General features: G+C 52.7%; 21 protein-coding genes and 1 riboswitch. Of the genes, 15 read left to right on the top strand and 6 right to left on the bottom strand.

Annotated elements, in window-relative coordinates; genetic code table 11:
- Positions 1-78 precede the first annotated feature (78 nt).
- Complete coding sequence (gene rpmE / locus CMR03_RS06240; RefSeq protein ID WP_006121308.1) at positions 79-294, top strand: 50S ribosomal protein L31; 216 nt, start codon at positions 79-81, stop codon at positions 292-294.
- A 72-nt stretch (positions 295-366) separates the two neighbouring features.
- On the opposite strand, the gene metJ is transcribed toward rpmE, so the two are convergent.
- Positions 367-684, bottom strand: coding sequence for a met regulon transcriptional regulator MetJ (gene metJ / locus CMR03_RS06235; protein ID WP_013027687.1), 318 nt, complete (start codon positions 682-684; stop codon positions 367-369).
- A 271-nt stretch (positions 685-955) separates the two neighbouring features.
- On the opposite strand from metJ, the gene metB reads away from it, so the two are divergent.
- The 3 genes from metB to metF all read left to right on the top strand — a co-directional run bounded on the left by metB (position 956) and on the right by metF (position 5,658).
- On the top strand, positions 956-2,116 hold the full coding sequence (gene metB, locus CMR03_RS06230; protein WP_063877671.1) for a cystathionine gamma-synthase: 1,161 nt from the start codon (positions 956-958) through the stop codon (positions 2,114-2,116).
- Between the two features lie 2 nt (positions 2,117-2,118).
- Complete coding sequence (locus CMR03_RS06225; protein WP_096011094.1) at positions 2,119-4,554, top strand: bifunctional aspartate kinase/homoserine dehydrogenase II; 2,436 nt, start codon at positions 2,119-2,121, stop codon at positions 4,552-4,554.
- Between the two features lie 207 nt (positions 4,555-4,761).
- Positions 4,762-5,658: a methylenetetrahydrofolate reductase gene (gene metF / locus CMR03_RS06220; protein WP_063877669.1), complete on the top strand. Its 897-nt coding sequence runs from the start codon at positions 4,762-4,764 to the stop codon at positions 5,656-5,658.
- Between the two features lie 125 nt (positions 5,659-5,783).
- Here the strand turns inward: metF and CMR03_RS06215 are convergent, their stop codons facing one another.
- A complete protein-coding gene (locus CMR03_RS06215; protein WP_096011093.1) occupies positions 5,784-6,314 on the bottom strand; it encodes a hypothetical protein in 531 nt (176 codons plus the stop codon).
- Positions 6,315-6,453: 139 nt separating this feature from the next.
- Between CMR03_RS06215 and CMR03_RS06210 the strand changes: the two genes are divergently transcribed.
- The gene (locus tag CMR03_RS06210) at positions 6,454-6,645 is read left to right on the top strand and encodes a toxin-antitoxin system HicB family antitoxin (RefSeq protein ID WP_096011092.1); all 192 of its coding nucleotides are present in this window, start codon (positions 6,454-6,456) and stop codon (positions 6,643-6,645) included.
- A gap of 52 nt (positions 6,646-6,697) precedes the next feature.
- Complete coding sequence (locus CMR03_RS06205) at positions 6,698-7,246, top strand: SLATT domain-containing protein (RefSeq protein WP_096011091.1); 549 nt, start codon at positions 6,698-6,700, stop codon at positions 7,244-7,246.
- Positions 7,247-7,308: 62 nt separating this feature from the next.
- On the opposite strand, the gene ppc is transcribed toward CMR03_RS06205, so the two are convergent.
- Both ppc and argE read right to left on the bottom strand, forming a co-directional pair.
- Positions 7,309-9,957, bottom strand: coding sequence for a phosphoenolpyruvate carboxylase (gene ppc / locus CMR03_RS06200; RefSeq protein WP_063877667.1), 2,649 nt, complete (start codon positions 9,955-9,957; stop codon positions 7,309-7,311).
- 350 nt (positions 9,958-10,307) lie between these two features.
- A complete protein-coding gene (argE, locus tag CMR03_RS06195) occupies positions 10,308-11,456 on the bottom strand; it encodes an acetylornithine deacetylase (RefSeq protein WP_096011090.1) in 1,149 nt (382 codons plus the stop codon).
- Between the two features lie 168 nt (positions 11,457-11,624).
- Here argE and argC point away from each other — a divergent pair, with 168 nt between their 5' ends.
- The 5 genes from argC to oxyR all read left to right on the top strand — a co-directional run bounded on the left by argC (position 11,625) and on the right by oxyR (position 17,406).
- A complete protein-coding gene (argC, locus tag CMR03_RS06190; RefSeq protein ID WP_096011089.1) occupies positions 11,625-12,629 on the top strand; it encodes an N-acetyl-gamma-glutamyl-phosphate reductase in 1,005 nt (334 codons plus the stop codon).
- A gap of 14 nt (positions 12,630-12,643) precedes the next feature.
- On the top strand, positions 12,644-13,420 hold the full coding sequence (gene argB / locus CMR03_RS06185) for an acetylglutamate kinase (protein WP_063877664.1): 777 nt from the start codon (positions 12,644-12,646) through the stop codon (positions 13,418-13,420).
- A 24-nt stretch (positions 13,421-13,444) separates the two neighbouring features.
- Positions 13,445-14,662: an argininosuccinate synthase gene (locus CMR03_RS06180; protein ID WP_063877663.1), complete on the top strand. Its 1,218-nt coding sequence runs from the start codon at positions 13,445-13,447 to the stop codon at positions 14,660-14,662.
- Positions 14,663-14,751: 89 nt separating this feature from the next.
- Positions 14,752-16,125 (top strand): argininosuccinate lyase, encoded by a 1,374-nt coding sequence (gene argH, locus CMR03_RS06175; protein ID WP_063877662.1) that lies wholly within the window; start codon positions 14,752-14,754, stop codon positions 16,123-16,125.
- Positions 16,126-16,488: 363 nt separating this feature from the next.
- Entirely contained in the window at positions 16,489-17,406 is a 918-nt protein-coding gene (gene oxyR, locus CMR03_RS06170) for a DNA-binding transcriptional regulator OxyR (protein ID WP_063877661.1), read from the top strand.
- Here oxyR and sthA read toward each other — a convergent pair.
- Positions 17,389-18,789, bottom strand: coding sequence for a Si-specific NAD(P)(+) transhydrogenase (sthA, locus tag CMR03_RS06165; protein ID WP_096011088.1), 1,401 nt, complete (start codon positions 18,787-18,789; stop codon positions 17,389-17,391). The genes oxyR and sthA overlap by 18 nt on opposite strands.
- A gap of 193 nt (positions 18,790-18,982) precedes the next feature.
- Between sthA and fabR the strand changes: the two genes are divergently transcribed.
- Together fabR and CMR03_RS06155 are read left to right on the top strand one after the other, a co-directional pair.
- Positions 18,983-19,630 (top strand): HTH-type transcriptional repressor FabR, encoded by a 648-nt coding sequence (fabR, locus tag CMR03_RS06160; protein ID WP_063877659.1) that lies wholly within the window; start codon positions 18,983-18,985, stop codon positions 19,628-19,630.
- Between the two features lie 14 nt (positions 19,631-19,644).
- Complete coding sequence (locus CMR03_RS06155; RefSeq protein WP_063877658.1) at positions 19,645-19,998, top strand: YijD family membrane protein; 354 nt, start codon at positions 19,645-19,647, stop codon at positions 19,996-19,998.
- 34 nt (positions 19,999-20,032) lie between these two features.
- On the opposite strand, the gene trmA is transcribed toward CMR03_RS06155, so the two are convergent.
- A complete protein-coding gene (gene trmA / locus CMR03_RS06150) occupies positions 20,033-21,136 on the bottom strand; it encodes a tRNA (uridine(54)-C5)-methyltransferase TrmA (protein WP_096011087.1) in 1,104 nt (367 codons plus the stop codon).
- Between the two features lie 121 nt (positions 21,137-21,257).
- A riboswitch (cobalamin riboswitch) is annotated at positions 21,258-21,440 on the top strand.
- Between the two features lie 66 nt (positions 21,441-21,506).
- Here trmA and btuB point away from each other — a divergent pair.
- Entirely contained in the window at positions 21,507-23,393 is a 1,887-nt protein-coding gene (btuB, locus tag CMR03_RS06145) for a TonB-dependent vitamin B12 receptor BtuB (RefSeq protein WP_096011086.1), read from the top strand.
- On the top strand, positions 23,338-24,189 hold the full coding sequence (murI, locus tag CMR03_RS06140; RefSeq protein ID WP_063877655.1) for a glutamate racemase: 852 nt from the start codon (positions 23,338-23,340) through the stop codon (positions 24,187-24,189). Before btuB ends, murI begins: the two co-directional genes overlap by 56 nt.
- Positions 24,190-24,513 lie beyond the last annotated feature (324 nt).

Here is a 24,513-nt window from a genome sequence, read left to right as displayed (position 1 = left end):
TAATGTTCAATCGCGTGTGGTGCTGCGCAGGTTCAAATCCTGGCGCGGAGAGCGACACGGCCTTATATGAGGTTTCCCATGAAACAAGGTATTCACCCAAAATACGAAGCAGTTACCATCAACTGTACTTGCGGCAACGTGATTCACACTCGCTCTACGCTGACTCACGAACTGAACCTGGACGTTTGTGGTAAGTGCCACCCGTTCTACACCGGTAAGCAGCGTGAAGTTGCCACTGGTGGCCGCGTTGACCGCTTCAACAAGCGTTTCAGCGTGCCAGGCACCAAAAAATAAGAAACGGCATTCGAACATCTGTTCGGCGGCAAGAAAAACCCAGCTCAGGCTGGGTTTTTTTATGTCTGAAAATCAGTATTCCCAGGTATCCGGGTCGATGCCCATGTCGCGCATGATTTTTTTCGCAGCTTCCGGTATCTCGTCGTTACGTTCTTTACGAAGATCGACATCATTGGGTAACGGTTGCCCGGTAAAAGCATGCAAGAAGGCTTCGCACAGGAGTTCACTGTTCGTTGCGTGACGCAGGTTATTGACCTGACGACGTGTGCGTTCGTCAGTCAGAATTTTCAGCACGCTTAACGGAATTGACACCGTAATTTTTTTAACCTGTTCGCTCTTTTTGCCGTGCTCAGCGTACGGGCTGATATATTCGCCGTTCCATTCAGCCATGGGATACCTTAATCAATAAATGTTAAAAGTTACGAAATCAGCCGATTATGCCTGATTTTCTTCTACCTGACCCCTTCTCTGGCGGGTTTCTTCGTTCAACTTCTGCGACAAATGTGGTTGAACGCCAGGTATGGGCGCATAATTTTAGCGGTTATTGCGACGATGCTCAATCTATACGCAAAGACATTTGGATGTCCAGATGTATTGACGTCTAAAAGCAAGGTGATATCCTGTCGTCAGATTATTTCACACTTCAGGAACAGTTAGCCCTATGACGCGTAAACAGGCAACCATCGCAGTGCGCAGCGGTTTGAATGACGACGAGCAATACGGCTGCGTTGTCCCGCCCATCCACCTTTCCAGCACCTATAACTTTCATGACTTCAATGAACCCCGTGCCCATGATTATTCCCGGCGCGGTAACCCAACGCGCGATGTGGTGCAACGCGCGCTGGCAGAACTGGAAGGCGGAGCGGGGGCGGTACTCACCAATACCGGCATGTCGGCCATTCATCTGGTCACCACGGTGTTCCTGAAGCCAGGCGATCTGCTGGTTGCGCCACACGATTGCTATGGTGGCAGCTATCGTCTGTTCGACAGTCTGAGCAAACGCGGTGCCTACCGGGTGAAATTTGTCGATCAAGGCGATAAAGCCGCACTGCAGGCGGCGCTGGACGAGAAACCTAAACTGGTGCTGATTGAAAGTCCCAGCAATCCTTTGTTACGCGTCGTTGATATTGCCTCGATTTGCGAAGCTGCGCAGGCTGCGGGTGCCGTCAGCGTCGTGGATAACACCTTTATGAGCCCGGCCCTGCAAAATCCGCTGGCACTGGGTGCCGATCTGGTGATTCACTCCTGCACTAAATACTTAAATGGTCATTCCGATGTGGTGGCCGGTGCCGTGATTGCCAAAGATCCGCAGGTGGCGACCGATTTAGCCTGGTGGGCAAATAACATTGGCGTCACCGGTTCCGCCTTTGACAGCTATCTGCTGTTGCGCGGAATGCGTACCCTGGGGCCGCGTATGGCAGCCGCGCAGCGTAATGCGTTAGCCATTGTTGATTATCTCAAGCAACAGCCACTGGTGAAAAAGTTGTATCATCCGTCACTGCCGGAAAACGCGGGCCATGAATTCGCTGCGCGTCAGCAGCGCGGATTCGGTGCCATGCTCAGCTTTGAGCTGAAGGGTGACGAAGCCCGCTTGCGCCGTTTTCTTAAAGCACTTGAGTTGTTTACGCTGGCGGAATCGCTGGGTGGCGTTGAGAGCTTAATTTCACATACTGCGACCATGACGCATGCAGGCATGTCTGCAGAGGCCCGTGCCGCAGCAGGTATCTCTGAAACCTTGCTCCGTATTTCAGTAGGTATTGAAGACCACGACGATTTAATTGCCGATTTGGATAATGCATTCCGGATCGCAGCCGAGGATTGATCATGACGATTTCAGCAGGCGCAGGAACGCCAAACAACAGACAGCTCCACAAGTTTGGTGGCAGCAGCCTTGCAGATGCACGCTGCTATCAGCGTGTTGCCAGCATCATGGCGGATTACAGCCAGCCTGGCGATATGATGGTGGTATCGGCCGCAGGGTCGACGACCAATCAGCTGATTAGCTGGCTGAAACTGAGCCAAAGTGACCGCCTGTCCGCACATCAGGTGCAGCAGACATTACGTCGCTATCAGAGTGAGCTAATCAGTGCACTGTTGCCTGCTGAAATAGCCGAGCCGTTAATTACCGCCTTTATTCGCGATCTCGAAAAACTGGCCGCGCTACTGGATGGTGACATCACAGAAGCGGTTTATGCGGAAGTGGTTGGGCATGGTGAAATCTGGTCGGCACGTTTAATGTCAGCGGTGCTGAACCAGCAGGATCTCCATGCCTGCTGGCTGGACGCGCGCGATTTTCTGCGGGCGGAACGTGCCGCGCAGCCTCAGGTGGACGAAGGTAAATCCTGGCCCTTGTTACAAACGCTGCTGGCCCAGCATCCGCATAAACGCATCGTGGTGACCGGTTTTATCAGCGGCAACGATGCCGGTGAAACGGTCCTGCTGGGGCGCAACGGGTCTGACTATTCAGCCACTCAGATTGGCGCGCTGGCGGGCGTGGGACGCGTCACTATCTGGAGTGATGTGGCGGGCGTTTACAGCGCCGATCCACGCAAAGTCTCTGATGCCTGTCTGCTGCCGCTGCTGCGTCTGGATGAGGCCAGTGAGCTGGCGCGCCTTGCCGCGCCAGTGCTGCACACCCGCACCTTACAACCGGTTTCGGGCAGTGATATTGATTTGCAACTGCGCTGTAGCTATCAGCCTGAGCAAGGCTCAACCCGCATCGAGCGCGTCCTTGCGTCCGGCACGGGTGCCCGCATTGTCACCAGTCACGACGATGTGTGCCTGGTTGAGATCCAGCTTCCCGGGCAGCACGATTTTGCTCTCTTCAAAAAAGAGATCGATCAACTCCTGACGCGCGCGCAGATGCGGCCGCTGGCGATGGGTATCCATCCTGACCGTCAATTGCTGCAACTTTGCTACACCTCTGAAGTGGTAAACAGTGCCTTTGCCCTGTTGCAGGATGCAGGCTTGCCCGGACATTTGCAGTTACGCGAGGGTTTAGCGTTGGTCGCCCTGGTCGGAGCTGGCGTTACCCGCAATCCGTTGCACACGCACCGTTTCTGGCAGCAGTTGAAAGATCAGCCAGTGGAATTCATCAGCCAGTCGCCGGAGCACATCAGCGTGCTTGCGGTGCTGCGCGTTGGCCCCACTCAGCATCTCATTCAGGGGCTGCACAGCTCGCTGTTTCGTGCGGAAAAACGCATTGGCCTGATGCTGTTCGGCAAGGGCAATATCGGTTCACGCTGGCTGGAGTTGTTTGCCCGTGAGCAGGAAACGTTGTCGGCACGCACCGGTTTTGAGTTTGTGCTGGCAGGTGTCGTGGACAGTCAACGCAGCCTGCTGAGCTATGACGGTCTGGATGCCAGCCGTGCACTGGCCTTCTTTGACGATGAAGCCGAAGCGCGCGATGAAGAATCGCTGTTTCTGTGGATGCGTGCCCATCCGTATGATGACCTGGTGGTGCTGGATGTGACGGCCAGTCAGCCGCTGGCTCTGCAGTACCTGGATTTTGCCAGCCATGGGTTTCATGTGATCAGCGCGAATAAGGTGGCGGGCGCATCGGATACGCAAACCTGGCGTGAGATTCGGGATGCCTTTGAAAAAACCGGTCGTCACTGGTTGTATAACGCCACCGTGGGAGCCGGGCTGCCGATAAACCATACGGTGCGCGATTTACGTGAAAGCGGCGACACCATTCTGTCGATTAGCGGCATTTTCTCCGGCACCCTGTCCTGGCTGTTTTTACAGTTTGATGGCACGGTACCGTTCACCGAGCTGGTGGATCAGGCGTGGCAGCAGGGATTAACAGAGCCGGACCCGCGCGTCGATCTGTCGGGTCAGGACGTGATGCGTAAACTGGTTATTCTGGCCCGTGAGGCCGGCTATAACATCGAGCCGGATCAGGTGCGCGTCGAATCGCTGGTCCCACAGAATTGCGAAGGTGAATCAGTCGATCACTTTTTCGAGAATGCGGATGAGCTGAACGAACAGATGCTGCAACGGTTTGAAGCCGCGCAGGAAATGGGGCTGGTTCTGCGTTACGTGGCGCGGTTTGATGCCAACGGCAAAGCACGCGTGGGCGTCGAAGCGGTGCGCCTGGAGCATCCGCTGGCCGCATTACTGCCCTGCGATAATGTGTTTGCCATCGACAGCCGCTGGTACCGCGATAACCCGTTGGTGATTCGCGGGCCTGGTGCGGGCCGTGATGTCACTGCCGGCGCTATCCAGTCTGATATTAATCGCCTCGCACACCTGCTCTGACCCCACTTTTCTTCAGGCGCTTCGGCGCCTGTCCTGCAATGAATCCTCCTACATGAAGCCTTTTCACGTTGCGTGAAGATTTGTCACCTGCAGTGATGATTTATATGTTGACGCTAATACGGGAATCGTTCATTTTGAATGTCTGGACGTCTAAACGTATAGATGTGTTCGGGTGAATAGTTAACCGATGTGGTCGGAGGTAGCAGGATGAGTTTCTTTCATGCCAATCAGCGCGAGGCACTCAATCAGAGCCTGGCAGAGCTAAATGGTCGGATTAATGTCTCTTTTGAATTTTTTCCGCCACGTACCAGCGAAATGGAAGAAACGCTGTGGAACTCCATCCATCGCCTGAGCAGCCTGAAACCCAAATTTGTCTCAGTGACCTATGGTGCGAACTCGGGTGAGCGCGACCGCACGCACAGCATTATCAAAGGCATTAAAGATCGTACCGGCCTGGAAGCGGCACCGCATCTGACCTGTGTTGATGCCAGCCGGGATGAGCTACGTGGTATTGCTCAGGATTACTGGAACAACGGCATTCGCCATATTGTTGCGCTGCGTGGTGATCTGCCTCCGGGCAGCGGCAAGCCGGACATGTATGGCTCCGATCTGGTGTCTCTGCTCAAAGACGTGGGGGAGTTTGATATATCCGTTGCAGCCTACCCGGAAGTCCATCCGGAAGCGAAGAGTGCACAGGCCGACCTGATCAACCTGAAACGCAAAATCGATGCTGGCGCTAACCGTGCCATCACCCAGTTCTTTTTTGATGTTGAAAGCTACCTGCGTTTCCGTGACCGCTGCGTTTCCACTGGTATTGATGTTGAGATCGTGCCGGGCATTCTGCCCGTCTCTAACTTCAAACAATTGCAGCGCTTCGCCACCATGACTAACGTGCGTGTGCCGGGCTGGATGAATGCAATGTTTGCAGGGCTGGATGACGATCCTGAAACGCGCAAAATGGTGGGGGCGAATATCGCCATGGACATGGTGAAAATTCTGTCACGCGAAGGCGTAAAAGATTTCCATTTCTATACTCTGAACCGGGCAGAAATGAGCTATGCCATATGTCATACGTTAGGTGTACGTCCTACACTGGCGGCATAAATTCAAACGTATTTTGAATTTAGGAGTCAACTTTATTAGACCCTAGAAACCGACGCTGAGGCGTCGGTTTTAGATTGTAGATAAAGAGCAGAGAAACATTCTTGGAAGATATTTCGAGCCGAATATTAATGCGTGCCAGGTACTGCCTCACCGTTTATCATAACAAGCCCAGTATAAGAGCGGGTAAATCGAGGTGTTTTTAAATCCTCTGTTAATAAGTTAACCAGTTCGAAAAGTAAAACAATCAGCTGCTGCTGGCGATCCTCTGAGGTTTGCTGGTTTAGTATAGTTATTACCAATGCCTCACAGTATTCACATAACGATTCTGAATCTGAGCAGAGAGGTTGATTATTATTGGCAAGAGGGCCTTGTTTAACAGTCAATCTCTTGATCAAATGTTCAGGTAAAGGTTGTTTTAATAGGTATTTAAGTAATTCTAGCCCTGTGAGAAGGCGACCGCATAACGCCATTCGTTTGACGATATCATGGTTTCCCATAAGCGCTTTGGTATAGCGTTGGCAGACACCCAGCGTCTGAAAAAGGTCAAGAAAAGCACTATGTGGACTTTTCAACAGCATCGCGATCTCAGTTTCAACAACTGGCTGAAAACCTGAGTTTTCTATATTAGCGGTTGTGCTACTATCGCTATTAGCCATAGCGTTACTCCTTATCAGTTAACGTTTGTGGTTAGACGCCTCGGCAGTGTTCCCGCACTATCGGGGCGTTGTCTGTTTCAGGGAGGCTGTGTTAATGTGCCCCCCTATGGCATATCAAAATTACTTAATATGGGGCCCCATGTCAACCATCGCTCGTGATAAAAAACCGAAAGGTGGTGGTAAGTCACCGCATTTTAAAATGCGGATAGATCCGTCTTTGCGTGAGCAACTGGATGCGGAAGCTGCTGAGCAGGGAGTGAGTCTTGCAAACTGGTTAAAAAACCTGGCTCGTACAGCATTGAAGCAGAAAGGTATTGAACCTAAAGGCTAAAATTGAAAATGCAGTGGTAGAAATATTAAAAATAAGCATTACGGAATAATTAATGTTATTTGATCAAAGCCATTACAATAAAGTAGCGAATGAAATGGAAAGGCACCGTGAGGACACGGAGACGTCAAAACTTGCACATTGGCGTGCTGCTGCAAAATATGAAAGACGACATAAATTATACATTGGATTACCTGCCACTATTCTGTCTGTTTTTCTAACTTGGCTTCTTTCCTCAGAAGCAAAAGATATGTTGACTGGTAGTGAATCTGCTCAGCGATTACTAGCAAATGGCGCGATACTTTTAAGCCTGATAGTTTCTACGCTTAGTGGTTTAAGTACCTTTCTGAATTTCAATGAACTTGCGTTAAAACACAGACGTGCTGCGGAAAATCTTCATGCGCTGTGGCGAGATTGTAAAAACTGGGATACTGATTTTCCAGATATATCAAATTGTGAAAAAGCTGTAGCAGCGGTTCAAAGCTACAGAAAACGTCTTAATGATATTAATAGGGACGCTCCACAAATTCCAAAATGGGCCTGGAAGAGCGTTAAGAGACAGCGTGAAGAAGGCTCAACCTCTTATAAGAATGATCCCCCATAATCTAAAAATATTAATTACACAGGGCGGTCCGAGTACTGAGTTCACCGCCCTGCCTATTGTGCTTAACCCGTATTACGCATACCCGCCGCGACGCCGGCAATGGTCACCATTAACGCCTGCTCGACGCGGGCATCGGGCTCATCGCCGCGCGCTTCCTGCGCACGTGAACGGTGTAACAGCTCAGCCTGCAGCACGTTGAGGGGATCGGTATACACGTTGCGCAGGGCAATGGATTCGGCAATCCACGGCTGATCCGCCATCAGGTGGGAATCGTTAGCGATGGTGAGTACCGCTTTAATATCCGCATCTAACTGTTCACGTAGCTGTTTACCCAGCGGCCACAGCGATTTATCCACCAGGCGCTGGTCGTAATATTCCGCCAGCCACAGGTCGGCTTTGGAGAACACCATTTCCAGCATACCGAGACGGGTGGAGAAAAACGGCCAGTCGCGGCACATCGCTTCCAGCTGATCCTGATGACCTGCCAGCATTGCCTGCTGCAGTGCAGCACCCGCACCCAGCCATGCCGGGAGCATCAGACGGTTTTGTGTCCAGGCGAAGATCCACGGGATGGCGCGCAGAGATTCCACACCGCCGGTAGGGCGGCGTTTGGCCGGGCGTGAACCCAGTGGCAGCTTGCCCAGTTCCTGCTCTGGCGTCGCTGAACGGAAGTAGGGCACGAAGTCGGGATTTTCGCGCACATAGCCCCGGTACATGGCACAGGAATCGGCGGAAAGCTGATTCATAATGCTACGCCACTCCGGTTTAGGTTCCGGTGGTGGCATCAGGTTAGCTTCCAGTATCGCACCGGTATAGAGCGACAGGCTGGCGATGGTCACTTCCGGCAGGCCGTACTTAAAGCGAATCATTTCGCCCTGCTCGGTAACGCGCAGGCCGCCTTTCAGGCTGCCTGGCGGTTGAGACAGCAGCGCAGCATGTGCCGGCGCGCCACCGCGACCAATAGTGCCGCCACGTCCGTGGAACAGCGTCAGGGAAACCCCGGCTTTCTCACAGGTTTTAATCAGCGCGTCCTGCGCCTGGTATTGCGCCCAACTGGCGGCCATCACCCCGGCATCTTTTGCTGAGTCTGAATAGCCAATCATGACCATCTGTTTGCCCTGGATAAAACCGCGATACCAGTCAATGTTAAGCAGCTTGCTCATCACGTCATTGGCATTATTCAGGTCATCAAGCGTTTCGAACAGCGGGGCGACCGGCATAGCAAAAGGAATGCCGGCTTCTTTCAGTAACAGATGCACTGCCAGCACGTCTGACGGCGTTTTGGCCATCGAAATCACATAGGCAGCGATAGAACCCTGCGGTGCTTCGGCGACGACTTTGCAGGTTTCCAGCACTTCGCGAGTTTCATCACTGGGTTCCCAGCTACGCGGCAGCAACGGGCGTTTAGAGTTCAGCTCACGGATAAGAAATGCCTGCTTGTCGGCTTCTGACCAGCTTTCATAATCTCCCAGCCCCAGATAGCGGGTAATTTCCGCAATCGCTTCGGTATGACGGGTGCTTTCCTGACGAACGTCCATACGGACCAGCGGAACACCAAAGCATTTCACCCGGCGCAGCGTATCCAGCAGCTGACCGTTGGCAATGATGCTCATGCCACACTGCTGCAGGGACTGATAGATCGCGTACAGTGGCTCCCAAAGCTGAGCGTTAGAAACCAGTAAGTCAGCAGGGCGCGGTAAACGTTCACCTTTGAGGCGACGTTCCAGGTAAGCCTGTGTGGTCATCAACTGGCTACGCAGACGCTTTAAAATCACCCGATATGGTTCCAGTGCTTCAGGATCGCCACTGAGATCGGCCACTTCCTGACTGCATTCAGACATCGACAGTTCTGAAATTAAGACACCAATGTCACGCAGGAACAGGTCAGTGGCTTTCCAGCGGCTGAGCTGCATCACATGGCGGGTAATGGATGCGGTAACATTTGGGTTGCCGTCACGGTCACCGCCCATCCAGGAGGTGAACTGCACTGGCACGAAATCCACCGGCAGCTTGATGCCAAATGTCTCTTCGACCTGCTCATTCAGCTCACGCAAAAATGCAGGTACGCCTTCCCACAGGCTGTTTTCAACCACGGCAAAGCCCCATTTGGCTTCATCCACGGGCGTTGGGCGATATTTACGGATCTCATCCGTATGCCAGGCCTGAGCAACCAACTGGCGCAGGCGGCGCATAATCTGGTTACGTTCGTAATCAGAAATATCGCTGTGGTCGAGTTGTTCAAGACAGCTGTTTACCTCACCCAGTTTATGAATCAGCGTACGACGGGTGATTTCGGTGGGATGGGCGGTCAGCACCAACTCCAGTGACAGTGATTCAATCGCGGCGTGAATGGCACTTTCACTGAGATTGTTTTGTTTGAGCGTTTCAAAGGTCTTTTTCAACAGTTCGGGATGGTTTGCGCCGTCGCCGCTGCGGGAAATGGTTTGATACTGCTCCGCCACGTTAGTGAGGTTAAGGAACTGACTGAATGCACGTGCCACGGGCAATAACTCGTCGTTTGACAGGTTTTGCAGTGTGTTCAGCAACTCCTTACGATGAGTGTCATTGCCTGCACGGGATGATTTAGAGAGCTTACGGATGGTTTCCACCTGGTCCAGGATATTCTCTCCCAGCGCATCCTTGATCGTATCCCCGAGCAGTTTGCCGAGCATACTGACATTACTTCGCATTGCGGAATATTGTTCGTTCATGTGACCCTGACACCCTTATCGTCTTGATAAACCTCTATACCCGGCCTTTTCAGGCAGCACAAAAGCCAGCAACGTTGTCCTCTCGGCTCTGACCGAGGTTCTTCAGTTGCTGCCTGTCGCAAGCTGAATAAAGTGGGATGATTGCCCTGCGGGTATAACTTCGTCTTTTATCTAGCCACGTAATCTTCCGTTCGTCAATTGACTTAAAGTGAAGGAAACGTGCAGCTAACTGCCGGAAATTCATGGAATTTGATGGGGGAGAAGTGGGATAAGTTATTCTTATTATTAAATCCCGCAGAATGGCGGGGCATTTTGCTGTTAATTCAGTGAAATGCCCCGATTGATGACAATTAGTGACAGAAATGCTGCACAACCTGGCTTATCAGTGCGCGTGTTGGCTTAATAAATGCGGTATCGATAAATTCATCTGGCTGATGGGCCTGATTGATCGAACCCGGGCCCAGCACCAGCGTCGGACAGAGTTGCTGAATAAAAGGCGCTTCGGTGCAGTAATTGACCACTTCCGTCTGGATACCCAGCAGTGTTTCGACGACCTTGACCAGTTTATGGTCAGCAGGGCACTCGTAGCCGGGGATCGGTGGATGCAGCTCTTCAATGGTAATCCGTCCCGGCCAGCGTTCGCTAACGGGAGCCAGTGCCTCATTTAACAGGCCGTCGAGATCGCTCAGGGTCAGTCCCGGTAGCGGTCGGATATCCATATGCAACTCGCAGCAGGCACAAATACGGTTTGCCGCATCGCCGCCGTGAATATGACCAAAGTTCATGGTTGGGTAGGGGATCGCAAAGCCATCGTGGTGATAACGTGATTTGAGCGTATTACGCAACTGCATAAGTTCGGTGATCGACTCATGCATCAGCTCAATGGCATTGACGCCGCGTCCGGGATCGCTCGAATGGCCTGATTGCCCCTGAATACGAATCGCATTAGAAATGTGGCCTTTGTGCGCCCGTACCGGTTTCAGTGAGGTCGGCTCGCCAATGATGGCGCAGTCGGGACGAAGCTGTGTGGATTCTGCAAAGTATTTTGCGCCTGCCATCGTCGTTTCTTCATCTGCGGTCGCTAAAATATAGAGCGGCTTACTCAGTGTTGTCACATCCACATCACGGAGTGTGTCCAGAATAAACGCAAAGAAGCCTTTCATATCGGCGGTGCCCAGACCGTACAGCTTATTGTCGTGCTCGGTCAGGGTAAAAGGATCGCGGGTCCAGCGACCATCATCAAACGGAACCGTATCGGTATGTCCGGCAAGCAGCAGGCCGCCCGCACCGCTTCCCGTACGGGCCAGCATATTAAATTTATGACGCGTTCCCGGTACGGGCTGCACGTCCACAGTAAAACCCAGGTCGCGGAACCAGCCCGCCAGTAAATTGATTAAAGTTTCATTGCTCTGATCGAGCGCGGCATCGGTTGCGCTGATTGACGGCGTTGCGATCAACTGGCGGTATAGTTCGATAAAAGGCGGTAATTTTGTCTTCACTGTTGACGGTCCTTGAGTTAGGATGTATCAATATTCATGCATTAATAGTGAATAAAAATACATTAACGTCGTGTGCATGTGAACCTTAAATCGCTGCAAACGACATCGTGGGCAACGGGGCAAGGCCGCGACCCGGAACGTGTGACTGTAATAAAGGTATACAGCCTGATGTTGAATACGCTGATCGTTGGTGCCAGTGGTTATGCTGGCGTAGAGCTTGCCACCTTCCTTAATCGCCATCCACATATCAACATAACCGCTTTGGCGGTGTCTGCGCAAAGTCCCGATGCGGGTAAGCGCCTGTCTGATCTTCATCCACAGCTGAAAGGCGTGGTGGATTTGCCACTGCAGCCGTTGAGCAATGCCGCCGAATGGGCAGACAAAGTGGATGTGGTGTTTCTGGCGACCGCCCACGAAGTCAGTCACGATCTGGCCCCTGAATTTCTCAAAGCTGGCTGTGTGGTGTTCGATCTGTCAGGCGCGTTTCGCGTCAACGATGGCGACTTTTACACGCAGTTTTATGGCTTCACTCACCAGCATGGTGACTGGCTGGATAAAGCCGTTTACGGCCTTGCAGAGTTTCAGCAGGAAAAAATCAAAGAAGCCCAGCTGGTGGCCGTGCCGGGCTGCTACCCAACCGCCTCCCAGCTGGCGCTGAAGCCCGTGTTAGATGCGGGTTTGCTGAATGACGCGCAGTGGCCAGTGATTAACGCCACCAGCGGCGTGAGTGGTGCGGGACGTAAAGCCAACATCGGCACCAGCTTCTGCGAAGTCAGCCTGCAACCTTACGGTATTTTTAATCATCGTCATTATCCTGAAATTGTGGCGCACCTGGGCACACCGGTGATTTTTACGCCGCATTTGGGCAATTTCCCGCGTGGGATTCTGGCGACGGTCACCTGCCGTTTGAAGGCTGGTGTAAGCCGTGATGATGTGGCTGAAGCTTTTCACAATGCCTACCACGATAAGCCGCTGGTACGCGTTTACGAACAGGGCGTGCCGGCACTGAAGGCAGTGGTCGGACTGCCGTACTGCGATATCGGTTTTGCCGTTCAGGGCGAACATCTGATTGTCGTGGCTGCAGAAGATAACCTGCTCAAAGGGGCGGCCTCCCAGGCGGTGCAGTGCCTTAATATTCGTTTCGGTTTCCCTGAAACGCAGTCACTGATTTAACGGACGAGTAAACCATGACCAATCCATTGATTATCAAGCTGGGCGGCGTGCTGTTAGACAGCGAAGAAGCGCTGGCCCGTTTATTTGACGCGTTGCTGGCCTATCGCTCAGCGCATCAGCGCCCACTGATCGTCGTTCACGGCGGCGGCTGCCTGGTTGATGAACTGATGAAAAAACTGGCGCTGCCAGTGCAAAAAAAGAACGGCTTACGCGTGACGCCTGCCGACCAGATTGACATCATTACCGGTGCGCTGGCGGGTACGGCAAACAAAACCCTGCTGGCATGGGCAAAAAAATATGGCATTCATGCGGTTGGCCTTTGCCTGGGTGATGCGGGCCTGGTGAATGTGACGCAGCTGGATGAAGCGCTGGGCCATGTCGGTCATGCCACACCGGGTAATCCTGCGTTGGTCAACACGCTGCTGGCGGCGGGATATATGCCTGTTGTCAGCTCAATCGGCATCACCGATGACGGCCAGTTAATGAACGTCAATGCCGATCAGGCCGCAACGGCGCTGGCATCTACGCTGGGTGCTGATTTAGTCTTGTTATCGGATGTCAGTGGCATTCTTGACGGTAAAGGCCAGCGCATTGAAGAGATGACCGCTGACAAAGCAGAGCAACTGATTGCGCAGGGCATCATTACCGATGGCATGATTGTGAAAGTGAACGCCGCGCTGGATGCTGCGCGCACACTGGGCCGCCCGGTCGATATCGCCAGTTGGCGTCATGCCGAGCAACTGCCTGACCTTTTCAACGGTGTGTCCATTGGCACCCGGATTCTCGCTTAACGACTCAGATTCAAGGATTACGAAATGCAAACGCAAAACATCAAAAAAATCGTTCTGGCTTACTCTGGTGGTCTGGATACTTCCGCCATTATTCCATGGCTGAAAGAAAACTATGGCGGCTGTGAAGTGGTCGCGTTTGTGGCTGATATCGGTCAGGAACGTAGCGATCTGGAAGGCGTTGAGAAGAAAGCGCTGCAGTCGGGTGCATCAGAATGTCACGTTGTTGATCTGCGTGAAGAGTTTATCAGCGAGTATGTTTATCCGGTGCTGCAGACCGGTGCGCTGTATGAAGGAACTTACCTGCTGGGCACCTCAATGGCGCGTCCTATCATCGCTAAAGCGCAGGTTGAGCTGGCGCTGAAAGTGGGTGCGGACGCCCTGTGCCACGGTGCGACCGGTAAAGGCAATGACCAGGTCCGTTTTGAAACCACCTATACCGCACTGGCCCCCCAGCTGAAAGTCGTTGCGCCATGGCGTGAGTGGAACCTGCGTTCACGTGAAGCGCTGCTGGATTATCTGAAAGAGCGCAATATCCCTACCACCGCCTCGCTGGAAAAAATCTACAGCCGTGATGAAAACGCCTGGCATATTTCTACCGAAGGTGGCGTGCTGGAAAGCCCGTCTAATGCACCAAACAAAGATTGCTGGGTCTGGACCGTTGATCCACTGGAAGCACCCGATCAGCCAGAAGACGTGACCGTGACCGTTGAAAAAGGCCGCGTAGTCGCGGTGAACGGCGAGAAACTGAGTCCGTTCCAGTGCCTGGAAAAACTGAACGTGCTGGGCGCTAAACACGGTGTGGGCCGTATTGATATCGTTGAGAACCGTCTGGTGGGCATTAAATCACGCGGCTGTTACGAAACCCCGGGCGGCACCATTATGGTTAACGCGCTGCGTGCGGTTGAACAGCTGGTTCTGGATCGTGACAGCTTTAAATGGCGTGAGCAGTTGGGCCATGAAATGTCGTATGTGGTTTACGATGGTCGCTGGTTTGCACCGCTGCGTAAGTCTATTCAGGCGGCGGCAGAGTCGTTGGCAGAAGAGGTGAACGGCGAAGTGGTACTGCAACTCTACAAAGGCCAGGCTACCGCGACCCAGAAACGTTCAGCCAACAGCCTGTATTCTGAAGAGTTCGCGACCTTCGGCGAAGATGAAGTGTACGATCATCGTCATGCAGGCGGCTTTATCCGTCTGTTCTCGCTCTCTTCACGCATCCGCGCACTGAACGAGCAGAAGAAGTAATAAGCAGGCGAGGATCGCCTCGCCTCTCGGTATGACATCAGGGGCGGCTATTATGCCGCCCCTGGTTTAACGACTTGAAGGAGATTCACATGGCACTTTGGGGTGGACGCTTTACCCAGGCAGCAGATCAACGTTTCAAACAGTTCAACGACTCGCTGCGCTTTGATTATCGCCTGGCTGAGCAGGACATCATTGGCTCTGTGGCCTGGTCCAAAGCGCTGGTGACCGTCAACGTACTGACCCGTGATGAGCAGCAGCAGTTGGAAGCGGCGCTCAACGCGTTACTGGAAGAAGTACGTGCTAATCCTGAGCAAATTCTGCAAAGCGATGCCGAAGATATTCACAGCTGGGTTGAAGGCCAGTTGATCGATAAAGTCGGCGCGTTAGGCAAAAAACTGCATACCGGTCGGAGTCGTAATGACCAGGTGGCGACTGACCTGAAACTGTGGTGTAAAGAGCAGGTTGCCGCGTTATTGGGCGCTACGCGTGAACTGCAGCAGGCGCTGGTGGCCACCGCGGAAGTGAACCAGGATGCGGTGATGCCGGGCTATACGCATCTGCAGCGTGCGCAGCCGGTGACCTTTGCTCACTGGTGCCTCGCCTATGTTGAAATGCTGGCGCGCGATGAAAGCCGTTTGCAGGATACGCTAAAGCGCCTTGACGTCAGTCCGCTGGGTTGTGGCGCGCTGGCCGGAACCGCTTATGATATTGACCGTGAGCAGTTAGCTGGTTGGTTAGGCTTTGCCTCTGCCACCCGTAACAGCCTGGATACGGTGTCCGATCGCGACCATGTTCTGGAGCTGCTCTCTGATGCGTCAATCGGTATGGTACATCTGTCGCGCTTTGCGGAAGACATGATTTTCTTCAACACGGGCGAAGCTGGCTTTATCGAACTCGCGGATAAAGTCACCTCAGGTTCATCCCTGATGCCACAGAAGAAAAATCCCGATGCGCTGGAGCTGATCCGAGGCAAGTGTGGCCGTGTTCAGGGCGCATTAACCGGCATGATGATGACGCTGAAAGGTCTGCCGCTTGCCTACAACAAAGACATGCAGGAAGACAAAGAAGGGCTCTTTGATGCGCTTGATACCTGGCTGGACTGCCTGCATATGTCGGTACTGGTCCTTGATGGCCTGCAGGTAAAACGTCCACGCTGCAAGGAAGCGGCAGAGCAGGGCTATGCCAACTCAACCGAACTGGCTGATTACCTGGTTGCCAAAGGCGTGCCTTTCCGTGAAGCGCACCATATTGTGGGTGAAACGGTCGTTGAGGCAATTAAGCAGGGCGTAGCACTGGAAGCACTGACGCTGGCGCAGTTGAAGCAGTTCAGCACTGCGATTGAAGACGATGTTTATCCTGTTCTGGCCCTGAAATCCTGTCTGGATAAGCGTAATGCGCAGGGTGGCGTTTCGCCCGAACAGGTTGCCCGTGCTATTGCAGAGGCCAAAACGCGTTTAGCGTAAACGGCAGGCAAAAAAAGAGCGGGCATCAAATGCCCGCCAACCTCTAGCTTCAAAAACTACTTTTATTTTAGGCACATCATCAGAACAGCGGCGCTCCCGGCCGATGCTCAGATTCGTTACGTTCACCCTCTGCCTGTTATATGAAAGCCGGATAAGGCTTTCTGTCTTTTTGCGTTTTGCAGAAGGTTTCACGCGCGTTGAAAACAGGGATAAGCACTGCCTTCAACGTTCAGAAATACATTTCCCTGGGTGGCCATGATTCTGAATTTGATGCGGGCATTATTCCCATCCGCTCTTGATAGGGCCAATCGTTGGTTGCTATTCTATCTATCGCCACGAGCTATCGTGGAATGGAGGGTAATAATGAATATCCGTGATCTTGAATATCTGGTTTCGCTTGCTGAACATCGTCATTTCCGACGTGCTGCGGATGCCTGCCATGTCAGTCAGCCCACGTTGAGCGGACAGATCCGTAAATTAGAAGACGAATTAGGTGTCATGCTGCTGGAACGCACCAGCCGCAAAGTGCTGTTTACTCAGGCTGGCCTGTTGCTGGTCGACCAGGCACGTACCGTTCTGCGTGAAGTCAAAGTGCTGAAAGAGATGGCCAGTCAGCAAGGTGAAGCGATGTCAGGGCCACTGCATATTGGGCTTATCCCCACGACCGGTCCTTATTTGCTCCCGCAAATCATTCCTATGCTGCATCAGACCTTTCCAAAGCTGGAAATGTATCTGCATGAAGCGCAAACGCAGCAGCTGCTGGCTCAACTCGACAGCGGTAAACTGGATTGCGCGATTCTGGCGCTGGTCAAAGAGAGCGAAGCCTTTATTGAAGTTCCGCTGTTTGATGAGCCGATGAAGCTGGCGGTCTATGAGGATCATCCATGGCGTGATCGTGACCGCGTACCGATGTCCGATCTGGCCGGCGAAAAACTACTGATGCTGGAAGACGGTCACTGCCTGCGCGATCAGGCGATGGGCTTTTGCTTTGAAGCGGGCGCGGACGAAGATACGCATTTCCGTGCCACCAGTCTGGAAACATTGCGCAATATGGTCGCGGCGGGAAGTGGGATTACGCTGCTGCCAGCATTAGCCGTGCCCCAGCAGCGCATTCGCGACGGTGTCTGTTACCTGCCGTGTTACAAGCCAGTACCACAACGTACTATCGCGCTGGTGTACCGTCCCGGTTCACCCCTGCGCAGTCGTTATGAACAACTGGCAGAGGCAATCCGAACGCACATGCAAGGCTATTTCGACACGACGTTAAAACAGGCGGTTTAAGCCGTTTAATGCAGCAACGCGGTAGGCTTCGGCCATAGTCGGATAGTTAAAGGTGGTATTCACAAAGTACTCAATTGTGTTGCCACCATTTTTTTGTTCCATAATCGCCTGGCCGATGTGAATGATCTCCGCCGCACGTTCCCCAAAGCAGTGAATCCCCAAGATTTCTTTGGTGTCGCGATGGAACAGAATCTTCAGGCTGCCCACATTCATCCCGACGATTTGCGCACGCGCCAGATGCTTGAACTGTGCACGACCGACTTCGTAGGGGACTTTCATCGCGGTCAACTGCTGCTCGGTTTTACCTACAGAGCTGATTTCCGGAATGGTATAAATACCGGTCGGGATGTCTTCTATCAGATGCGCCGAGGCTTCACCTTTCATGATCGCCTGCGCGGCAATACGGCCCTGATCGTAAGCGGCTGACGCCAGGCTTGGATAACCAATCACGTCGCCCACTGCATAGATGTGCGGCTGTGCTGTCTGGTACATGCTGTTCACTTTCAGCAGGCCACGTCCGTCCGCTTCCAGACCGACATTGTCCAGCGACAGTGAGTCGGTATTACCGGTACGACCGTTCGCGTAAAGCAGGCAGTCCGCTTTCACTTTCTTGCCCGATTTAAGGTGCATGATCACACCGTCATCAACACCTTCAATCTTCTCAAACTCTTCGTTGTGACGAATCACCACACCGCTGTTCCAGAAGTGATAAGACAGCGAATCGGACATCTCCTGATCAAGAAACGCCAGCAACCGGTCACGGGTGTTAATCAGATCAACTTTGACGTTGAGCCCACGGAAAATTGACGCATATTCGCAGCCAATCACGCCAGCGCCATAAATAATGACGTGGCCGGGTTCATGATGCAGGTTGAGAATCGAATCGGAGTCGTAAATGCGTGGATGCGTAAAGTCGACGTCATGGGGATGATAAGGGCGTGAACCGCAGGCAATAATAAACTTCTCGGCGGTCAGTTTTTCGCGTGTCCCGTCGTGATGTTCCACCTCAACAGTATTGGCATCAACAAAGTGGGCATCGCCCTGAAAAAGTTCACAGCGGTTGCGCTCATAAAAGCCCTGACGCATCGCCGTTTGCTGGCTGATCACGCTTTCTGTGTGATTGAGGATATCGGCAAAGGATGAGCGAAGCAGTCGGGTATGGTCGCTGTAGAGGGGATTCTGGTTGAATTCGATGATGCGGCTAACGGCGTGACGGAGGGCTTTTGAGGGGATGGTTCCCCAGTGAGTACAGCCGCCGCCAATGTTGTGATAGCGTTCGATAACCGCGATGCGTGCGCCTTGCTTGACCAGTCCCATCGCCGCACCTTCGCCGCCCGGTCCTGAGCCAATCACTATGACATCGTAATCGTAAGACTTTTGCATACCGATACGTCCTATTATTTATACATTTTTACAACGAGATTCTAACATCTCGCCGCGCACTTCTAAATTCTAACAGCGATTTTCATCACGTTTTGCCTTTCAGTGGTGTTTAACAAGCCGTCACAAAGTTTGCCCGACTGTACGCTGAATATTTTGTTATAGTGCTGTTTCAGAACCTCACAAGGCAGACAGAATGGGCGTCAGAGCGCAACAAAAAGAACGTACACGGCGTACACTCATCGAAGCCGCTTTCAGCCAGCTCAGCGCCGAACGCAGTTTTGCCAGCCTGAGTTTACGTGAGGTTGCCCGTGAAGCCGGTATCGCACCCACCTCTTTTTATCGGCATTTTAAAGATGTTGATGAGCTGGGTCTGACGATGGTCGACGAAAGTGGGCTGATGTTGCGCCAGCTGATGCGCCAGGCGCGCCAGCGTATCGCCAAAGGCGGCAGCATCATTAAAACCTCCATCGCGACGTTCATGGAGTTCATTGAGAATAACCCTAACGCGTTTCGTCTGCTGCTGCGTGAGCGTTCCGGAACCTCTGCTGCCTTTCGCGCGGCCGTGGCACGTGAAATTCAACATTTTATTGCTGAACTGGCTGATTATCTTGAGGTCGAAAATCGCATGCCGCGCAGTTTTACCGAAGCGCAGGCTGAAGCGATGGTCACTATCGTTTTCAGCGCGGGTGCCGAAGCGGTGGACATCGATATTGAACAGCGACGTAAGCTGGAAGATCGTTTGGTACTGCAGTTACGTATGATCGCCAAAGGCGCTTATTACTGGTATCGCCGGGAGCAAGAACGCCTGGCGGTAACCCTGGATAAACCTGAAGAGTTATGAATAAGGACCCCGACATGACCCACCCAAGCTCCCGTGATAAAGGCACGATGTTGCTGGCTTTTATTACCGGCCTTGCTATGAACGGCTCGTTCTCCGTGCTGTTTAGTGCTTTTGTCCCTTTTTCTATTTTCCCACTGATTGCGCTGGGGCTGTCGGCCTGGTGCCTGCATCAGCGCTATCTGAACAAAAGCATGCCGGATGGCGTACCAGGCCTGGCAGCCGCTTTTTTCCTGCTGGGCATTCTGGTGTATAGCGCGCTGGTCAGGGCTGAATACCCGGAAATCGGTTCTAATTTTATCCCGACCATCCTGATGGTCGGGCTGGTGTTCTGGATTGCCCTGCGTTACAAGCGCAACCGCAATCGGTAATAACGAAAACGGGAACCATCAGGTTCCCGTTTTTTTACGCTTTACGCGTCAGCAGCACGCCGCATTCCATATGATGGGTGTACGGGAACTGGTCGAACAGCGCCAGCCGTGTCACATCATGGGTTTGCGCCAGCACCAGCAGATTGTCACACAGGGTTTGCGGATTGCAGGAAATGTAGAGGATGGCGGGGTAAGCCTGCACCATCTTAACGGTTTCGTCATCCAGCCCACTGCGCGGCGGATCGACAAAGATCGTCTCGCAGTCATAGCTGTTCAGGTCGATCCCTTCCAGCCGGTTGAAGCTGCGCACCCCGTTCATCGCCTGCGTAAACTCTTCGGCCGCCATTCGAATAATCTGGACGTTATCAATCTGGTTCGCCGCAATATTATATTGTGCGGAAGCCACAGAAGGTTTGGCGATTTCCGTTGCCAGGACGCGACGAAAATTTCTGGCCAGCGCCAACGAGAAGTTGCCATTCCCACAGTAGAGCTCCAGTAAATCCCCACGAGAACCCGTGGTGACGTCCAGTGCCCATTCCAGCATTTGAATGTTCATGGCGGCGTTGGGTTGAGTAAAGCTGTTTTCTACCTGACGATAAATCATCTCTTTACCGGCCACCGGCAAACGCTCATCCACATAATCCCGATCGAGACAGATTTTGGTCTTGGTCGCGCGGCCAATCAGTTGGACATCTATACCTTCAGCCCGTAATTGATCGCGTAATGTGCTGGCGGCCTGCTGCCACTCATCATCCAGCTTGCGATGGTAGAGCAGGGAAATCACGATTTGATCACTCATCGTGGACAGATAGTCGATCTGAAACAGCTTGTGGCGTAGCAGACGGTTATCCCGAATGGCCGCCATCATTTTTGGCATCACCAGGTTGATCAATTCACTGGCAGCAGGAAACTGATCGACGCGTATGCGCTGCTTAGTCTCCTGATCGAAGATAATGTGGTAGAGGTCATCGCCATCGTGCCAGATACGGAATTCTGCACGCATGCGGTAGTGACTGACGGGTGAACGAAACACCTCCACGGCGGGCGCAGCGTACGGCGTCATCATCGTTTCTAACCGACTGACTTTTTCCGCCAGCTGCGCGTCATACTGTTCAACAGGGAGATGTTCGGGTGTCATGTTTAATCCTGGTTAAGAGCTTACTTGCCGGGCGATTGTAGGCATTCACCTGCCGATGTCCAGTCTTGTGCGCTGGCACAAAGATACGATGTGTGGAGGTCTGGACTTGCCCATGCGCTCTTCGTAGACTGCTGGCACCGGCCTCAGCCTTGAGTTAATAGGGAATCCAGTGTGAATCTGGAGCTGACGCGCAGCGGTAAGGAATGTCAGGGTGATTGCAATTGCAGACACTGTCCTACGGGATGGGAAGTCATCACCTGCTATGGTTCCCAGCCCGAAGACCTGCCGGTGTGACGTCGCCACTCGTACAGTCATCGCGTGCTATCGATTGTATGCCTGCGGCATCCTTTTTCTTTTGGATGCGATAAAAATGAGTAAAACAAAAGCCTCGCTGTTTGCCTTCAGCGCAACGGCGATTTACCTCTGGGCGCAAAACGGTGTTGCGCAGGGAAGTGATGATACGCAAATCGTGACCGCCAACCGCTTTCAACAACCGGTTTCGTCGGTGCTGGCGTCTACCTCAGTGGTGACACGGGATGAGATTGAACTGTGGCAAGCGAAAAACCTTGTCGAGGTCCTTCGTCGCCTGCCGGGCGTTGATATCGCGCAAAGTGGTGGTATTGGGCAGAGCGCTTCAATGTATGTGCGCGGCTCCGAAGCCCGCCAGACATTGATTCTGGTTGATGGCGTCCCTTTTGCTAAGCCTGGTATTACAGGTGTGGCAGACTTCAATCAGATTCCGGTCTCCATTATCCAGCGCGTGGAATTTATTCGTGGGCCACGATCGTCAGTATACGGTGCGGATGCCATTGGCGGTGTGGTTAACGTCATTACCCAAAATCCAGAGAATCATAATGAACTTTCAGCAGGGATGGGTTCGAAGGGATACCAGGAGTACAGCGGAAGCGTAAACCAGAATGTGACCGATCAAACTCGTCTTACCGTCGCAGGGTCTTACCAGGCGACAAATGGCTATAATATTCAGCCAGATTCGACATCGCCGACTGATCGCGATCGTGATGGCTGGCGCAACAACGCTTTCTGGGCAGGTGTTGAGCACACGTTTAATGACCTGTTTTCCGGCTTCTTTCGGGGTTATGGTTACGCTGCGAATGTTGACTACGATGCCGGTTTTCCAGGCGGAACGGATGAGCAGCAAATTTATAACCATTCCTTCGATACCGGCTTGCGCTTCAATAAAGGTGATTATTCATCACAGCTGGTGGCCAGTGACCAAAAGTACAAAATTTATAACTATGTCGGCGCTGACGGACGTTACGCAGATTCTAATACGCTGGATGATATGGAGCAGCGTAACCTGCAGTGGGGGAACGCTTTCGCGATAGGTTATGGCACCGTAAGTGCCGGCCTGGACTGGCAGCGTCAAACGTTGAGTTCGGTCGGGCAGCTTTTTTCTGGTCAACCCAGAGATACGGACAGCTATAAGCAAGATAACACCGGCGCTTATCTGACGACGCAGCAGCAGTTGGGCACGGTTACCCTTGAAGGCGCTTTACGGGGAGACGATAACCAGGATTATGGTCGTCATGGTACCTGGCAAACGGCGGCGGGATGGGAATTTGTGCCAGGCTACAAGGCTTCGCTCTCCTACGGTACAGGCTTCCAGGCACCCACTCTGGGTCAGCTGTATGGCCAAAAACATTTTGGCATTAGCGCTAATCCCGATCTCCAGCCAGAGAAGTCAAAGCAGTGGGAAGCCGCGCTTGAAGGGTTAAGCGGACCGGTTAACTGGCGCGTTGCGGCTTATCGTAATAGCGTCACGGACTTGATTGACTATGCTTCAGATCCGGTGACATTCCAGGGCGGCTATTTCAATCAAAAAGCGGTCACGCTAAAAGGTATCGAAGCAACGGCTGACTTCGATACTGGCTTCCTGCACCATCAAATAACCTTAGGCTACCTTGATGCCCGGAGGGATGCCGATGACGAAGTCCTGGCTCGCCGTGCTCGCCAACAGATGAAATATCAGTTAGGCATCACGGTTTATGAAGCTGATATTGATGTCATTTACCAGTATTTTGGCAAGCGTTATGACAATAACACCAGCCAGTACGCAAGCGAGCAACGTCGTTTACCGAGTTACAGCACAGTTGATCTCGCGGTATCGTATCCGGTCACATCACATCTGACCGTTCGTGGTAGAATCGCCAACCTGTTCGATAAAGATTACGAGACAGCGTATGGCTATCAGACTCCAGGAAGAGAGTATTACCTCAACGGAAGCTACAGCTTCTGACCTGCGTCCTACTGTGCTGGTGTTTGACTCCGGCGTAGGGGGGCTTTCTGTCTATGATGAGGTTCGGCAGTTACTGCCGAACCTGCATTATCTTTATGCGTTCGATAATGCCGGTTTTCCTTATGGAGAAAAAACCGAGACCTTTATTGTCGAACGTGTGGTCGCGATTGTTGATGCCATTACTCGCCGCCATCCCATTTCCCTGGTCATCATCGCCTGTAATACCGCCAGCACCGTAACCTTGCCCGCATTACGTGAACGCTTTGCCTTCCCGGTCGTTGGTGTTGTTCCGGCTATTAAACCTGCAGCACGTCTTACGCGTAATGGTGTGGTGGGGCTGCTTGCAACCCGCGCGACGGTTCGGCGCTCGTACACGCATGAACTGGTGTCGCAGTTTGCCAGCACCTGCAAGATTGAAATGCTGGGTTCAGCCGAACTGGTTGAGCTTGCCGAGGCCAAGCTCCATGGTAATGATGTGTCGCTGGATGAAGTCAGGCGCATCGTGCAACCCTGGTTACGCATGGCCGAGCCGCCGGACACGGTGGTATTAGGATGCACGCACTTTCCTTTACTGCGCGATGAGCTGCAGCACATCCTGCCGGAAGGCACGCGTTTAATTGATTCCGGGGCAGCCATTGCCAGACGTACGGCCTGGTTACTGGAAAATGAAGCACCTGAAGTCCGTTCGTCACAGCAAAACGTGGCGTTTTGTACCGAGCTTGATGGTGAGGCCGTACAATTATCACCGGTTTTGCAGCGTTATGGCTTCCCATTGCTTGAAAAACTGGCGCTTTAGCGGCTTTTCGCTGAAAAAAACAGCACTCGGAAAATTAATTGAAATTAGCCCTTGTCAGCCGAAAAGAACTCCCTATAATGCGCCTCCACTGACACGGCACAACGGAATACGAAGCGCCGGGTTAAGTAGGGTTCAGAACGATTCGAACCGGTCAGTTAAGCAAAAATAAGTGCTTGACTGATAAAGCGGAAAGCGTAATATATGCAGCCCGCGCCACAGAGAAGTGTGGCACTGCTCTTTAACAATTTATCAGACAATCTGTGTGGGCACTCGCAGGATTGATATCAGCGTCTCCGGACGTAAAAAATATCAAGTCTCACGAGT

It is taken from the genome of Pantoea allii (assembly GCF_002307475.1).
GTDB classification, from domain to species: domain Bacteria; phylum Pseudomonadota; class Gammaproteobacteria; order Enterobacterales; family Enterobacteriaceae; genus Pantoea; species Pantoea allii.
This window is presented reverse-complemented; position numbering and strand designations above follow the sequence as displayed.

Coding starts and splice junctions, on each gene's coding strand:
- metF (WP_063877669.1), top strand. CDS start 4,762: ATGAGTTTCTTTCATGCCAATCAGCGCGAGGCACTCAATCAGAGCCTG.
- fabR (WP_063877659.1), top strand. CDS start 18,983: ATGGGCGTCAGAGCGCAACAAAAAGAACGTACACGGCGTACACTCATC.
- argB (WP_063877664.1), top strand. CDS start 12,644: ATGACCAATCCATTGATTATCAAGCTGGGCGGCGTGCTGTTAGACAGC.
- sthA (WP_096011088.1), bottom strand. CDS start 18,789: ATGCAAAAGTCTTACGATTACGATGTCATAGTGATTGGCTCAGGACCG.
- argC (WP_096011089.1), top strand. CDS start 11,625: ATGTTGAATACGCTGATCGTTGGTGCCAGTGGTTATGCTGGCGTAGAG.
- metJ (WP_013027687.1), bottom strand. CDS start 684: ATGGCTGAATGGAACGGCGAATATATCAGCCCGTACGCTGAGCACGGC.
- murI (WP_063877655.1), top strand. CDS start 23,338: ATGGCTATCAGACTCCAGGAAGAGAGTATTACCTCAACGGAAGCTACA.
- trmA (WP_096011087.1), bottom strand. CDS start 21,136: ATGACACCCGAACATCTCCCTGTTGAACAGTATGACGCGCAGCTGGCG.
- CMR03_RS06155 (WP_063877658.1), top strand. CDS start 19,645: ATGACCCACCCAAGCTCCCGTGATAAAGGCACGATGTTGCTGGCTTTT.
- CMR03_RS06215 (WP_096011093.1), bottom strand. CDS start 6,314: ATGGCTAATAGCGATAGTAGCACAACCGCTAATATAGAAAACTCAGGT.
- ppc (WP_063877667.1), bottom strand. CDS start 9,957: ATGAACGAACAATATTCCGCAATGCGAAGTAATGTCAGTATGCTCGGC.
- metB (WP_063877671.1), top strand. CDS start 956: ATGACGCGTAAACAGGCAACCATCGCAGTGCGCAGCGGTTTGAATGAC.
- argH (WP_063877662.1), top strand. CDS start 14,752: ATGGCACTTTGGGGTGGACGCTTTACCCAGGCAGCAGATCAACGTTTC.
- rpmE (WP_006121308.1), top strand. CDS start 79: ATGAAACAAGGTATTCACCCAAAATACGAAGCAGTTACCATCAACTGT.
- CMR03_RS06180 (WP_063877663.1), top strand. CDS start 13,445: ATGCAAACGCAAAACATCAAAAAAATCGTTCTGGCTTACTCTGGTGGT.
- oxyR (WP_063877661.1), top strand. CDS start 16,489: ATGAATATCCGTGATCTTGAATATCTGGTTTCGCTTGCTGAACATCGT.
- CMR03_RS06210 (WP_096011092.1), top strand. CDS start 6,454: ATGTCAACCATCGCTCGTGATAAAAAACCGAAAGGTGGTGGTAAGTCA.
- CMR03_RS06225 (WP_096011094.1), top strand. CDS start 2,119: ATGACGATTTCAGCAGGCGCAGGAACGCCAAACAACAGACAGCTCCAC.
- CMR03_RS06205 (WP_096011091.1), top strand. CDS start 6,698: ATGTTATTTGATCAAAGCCATTACAATAAAGTAGCGAATGAAATGGAA.
- btuB (WP_096011086.1), top strand. CDS start 21,507: ATGAGTAAAACAAAAGCCTCGCTGTTTGCCTTCAGCGCAACGGCGATT.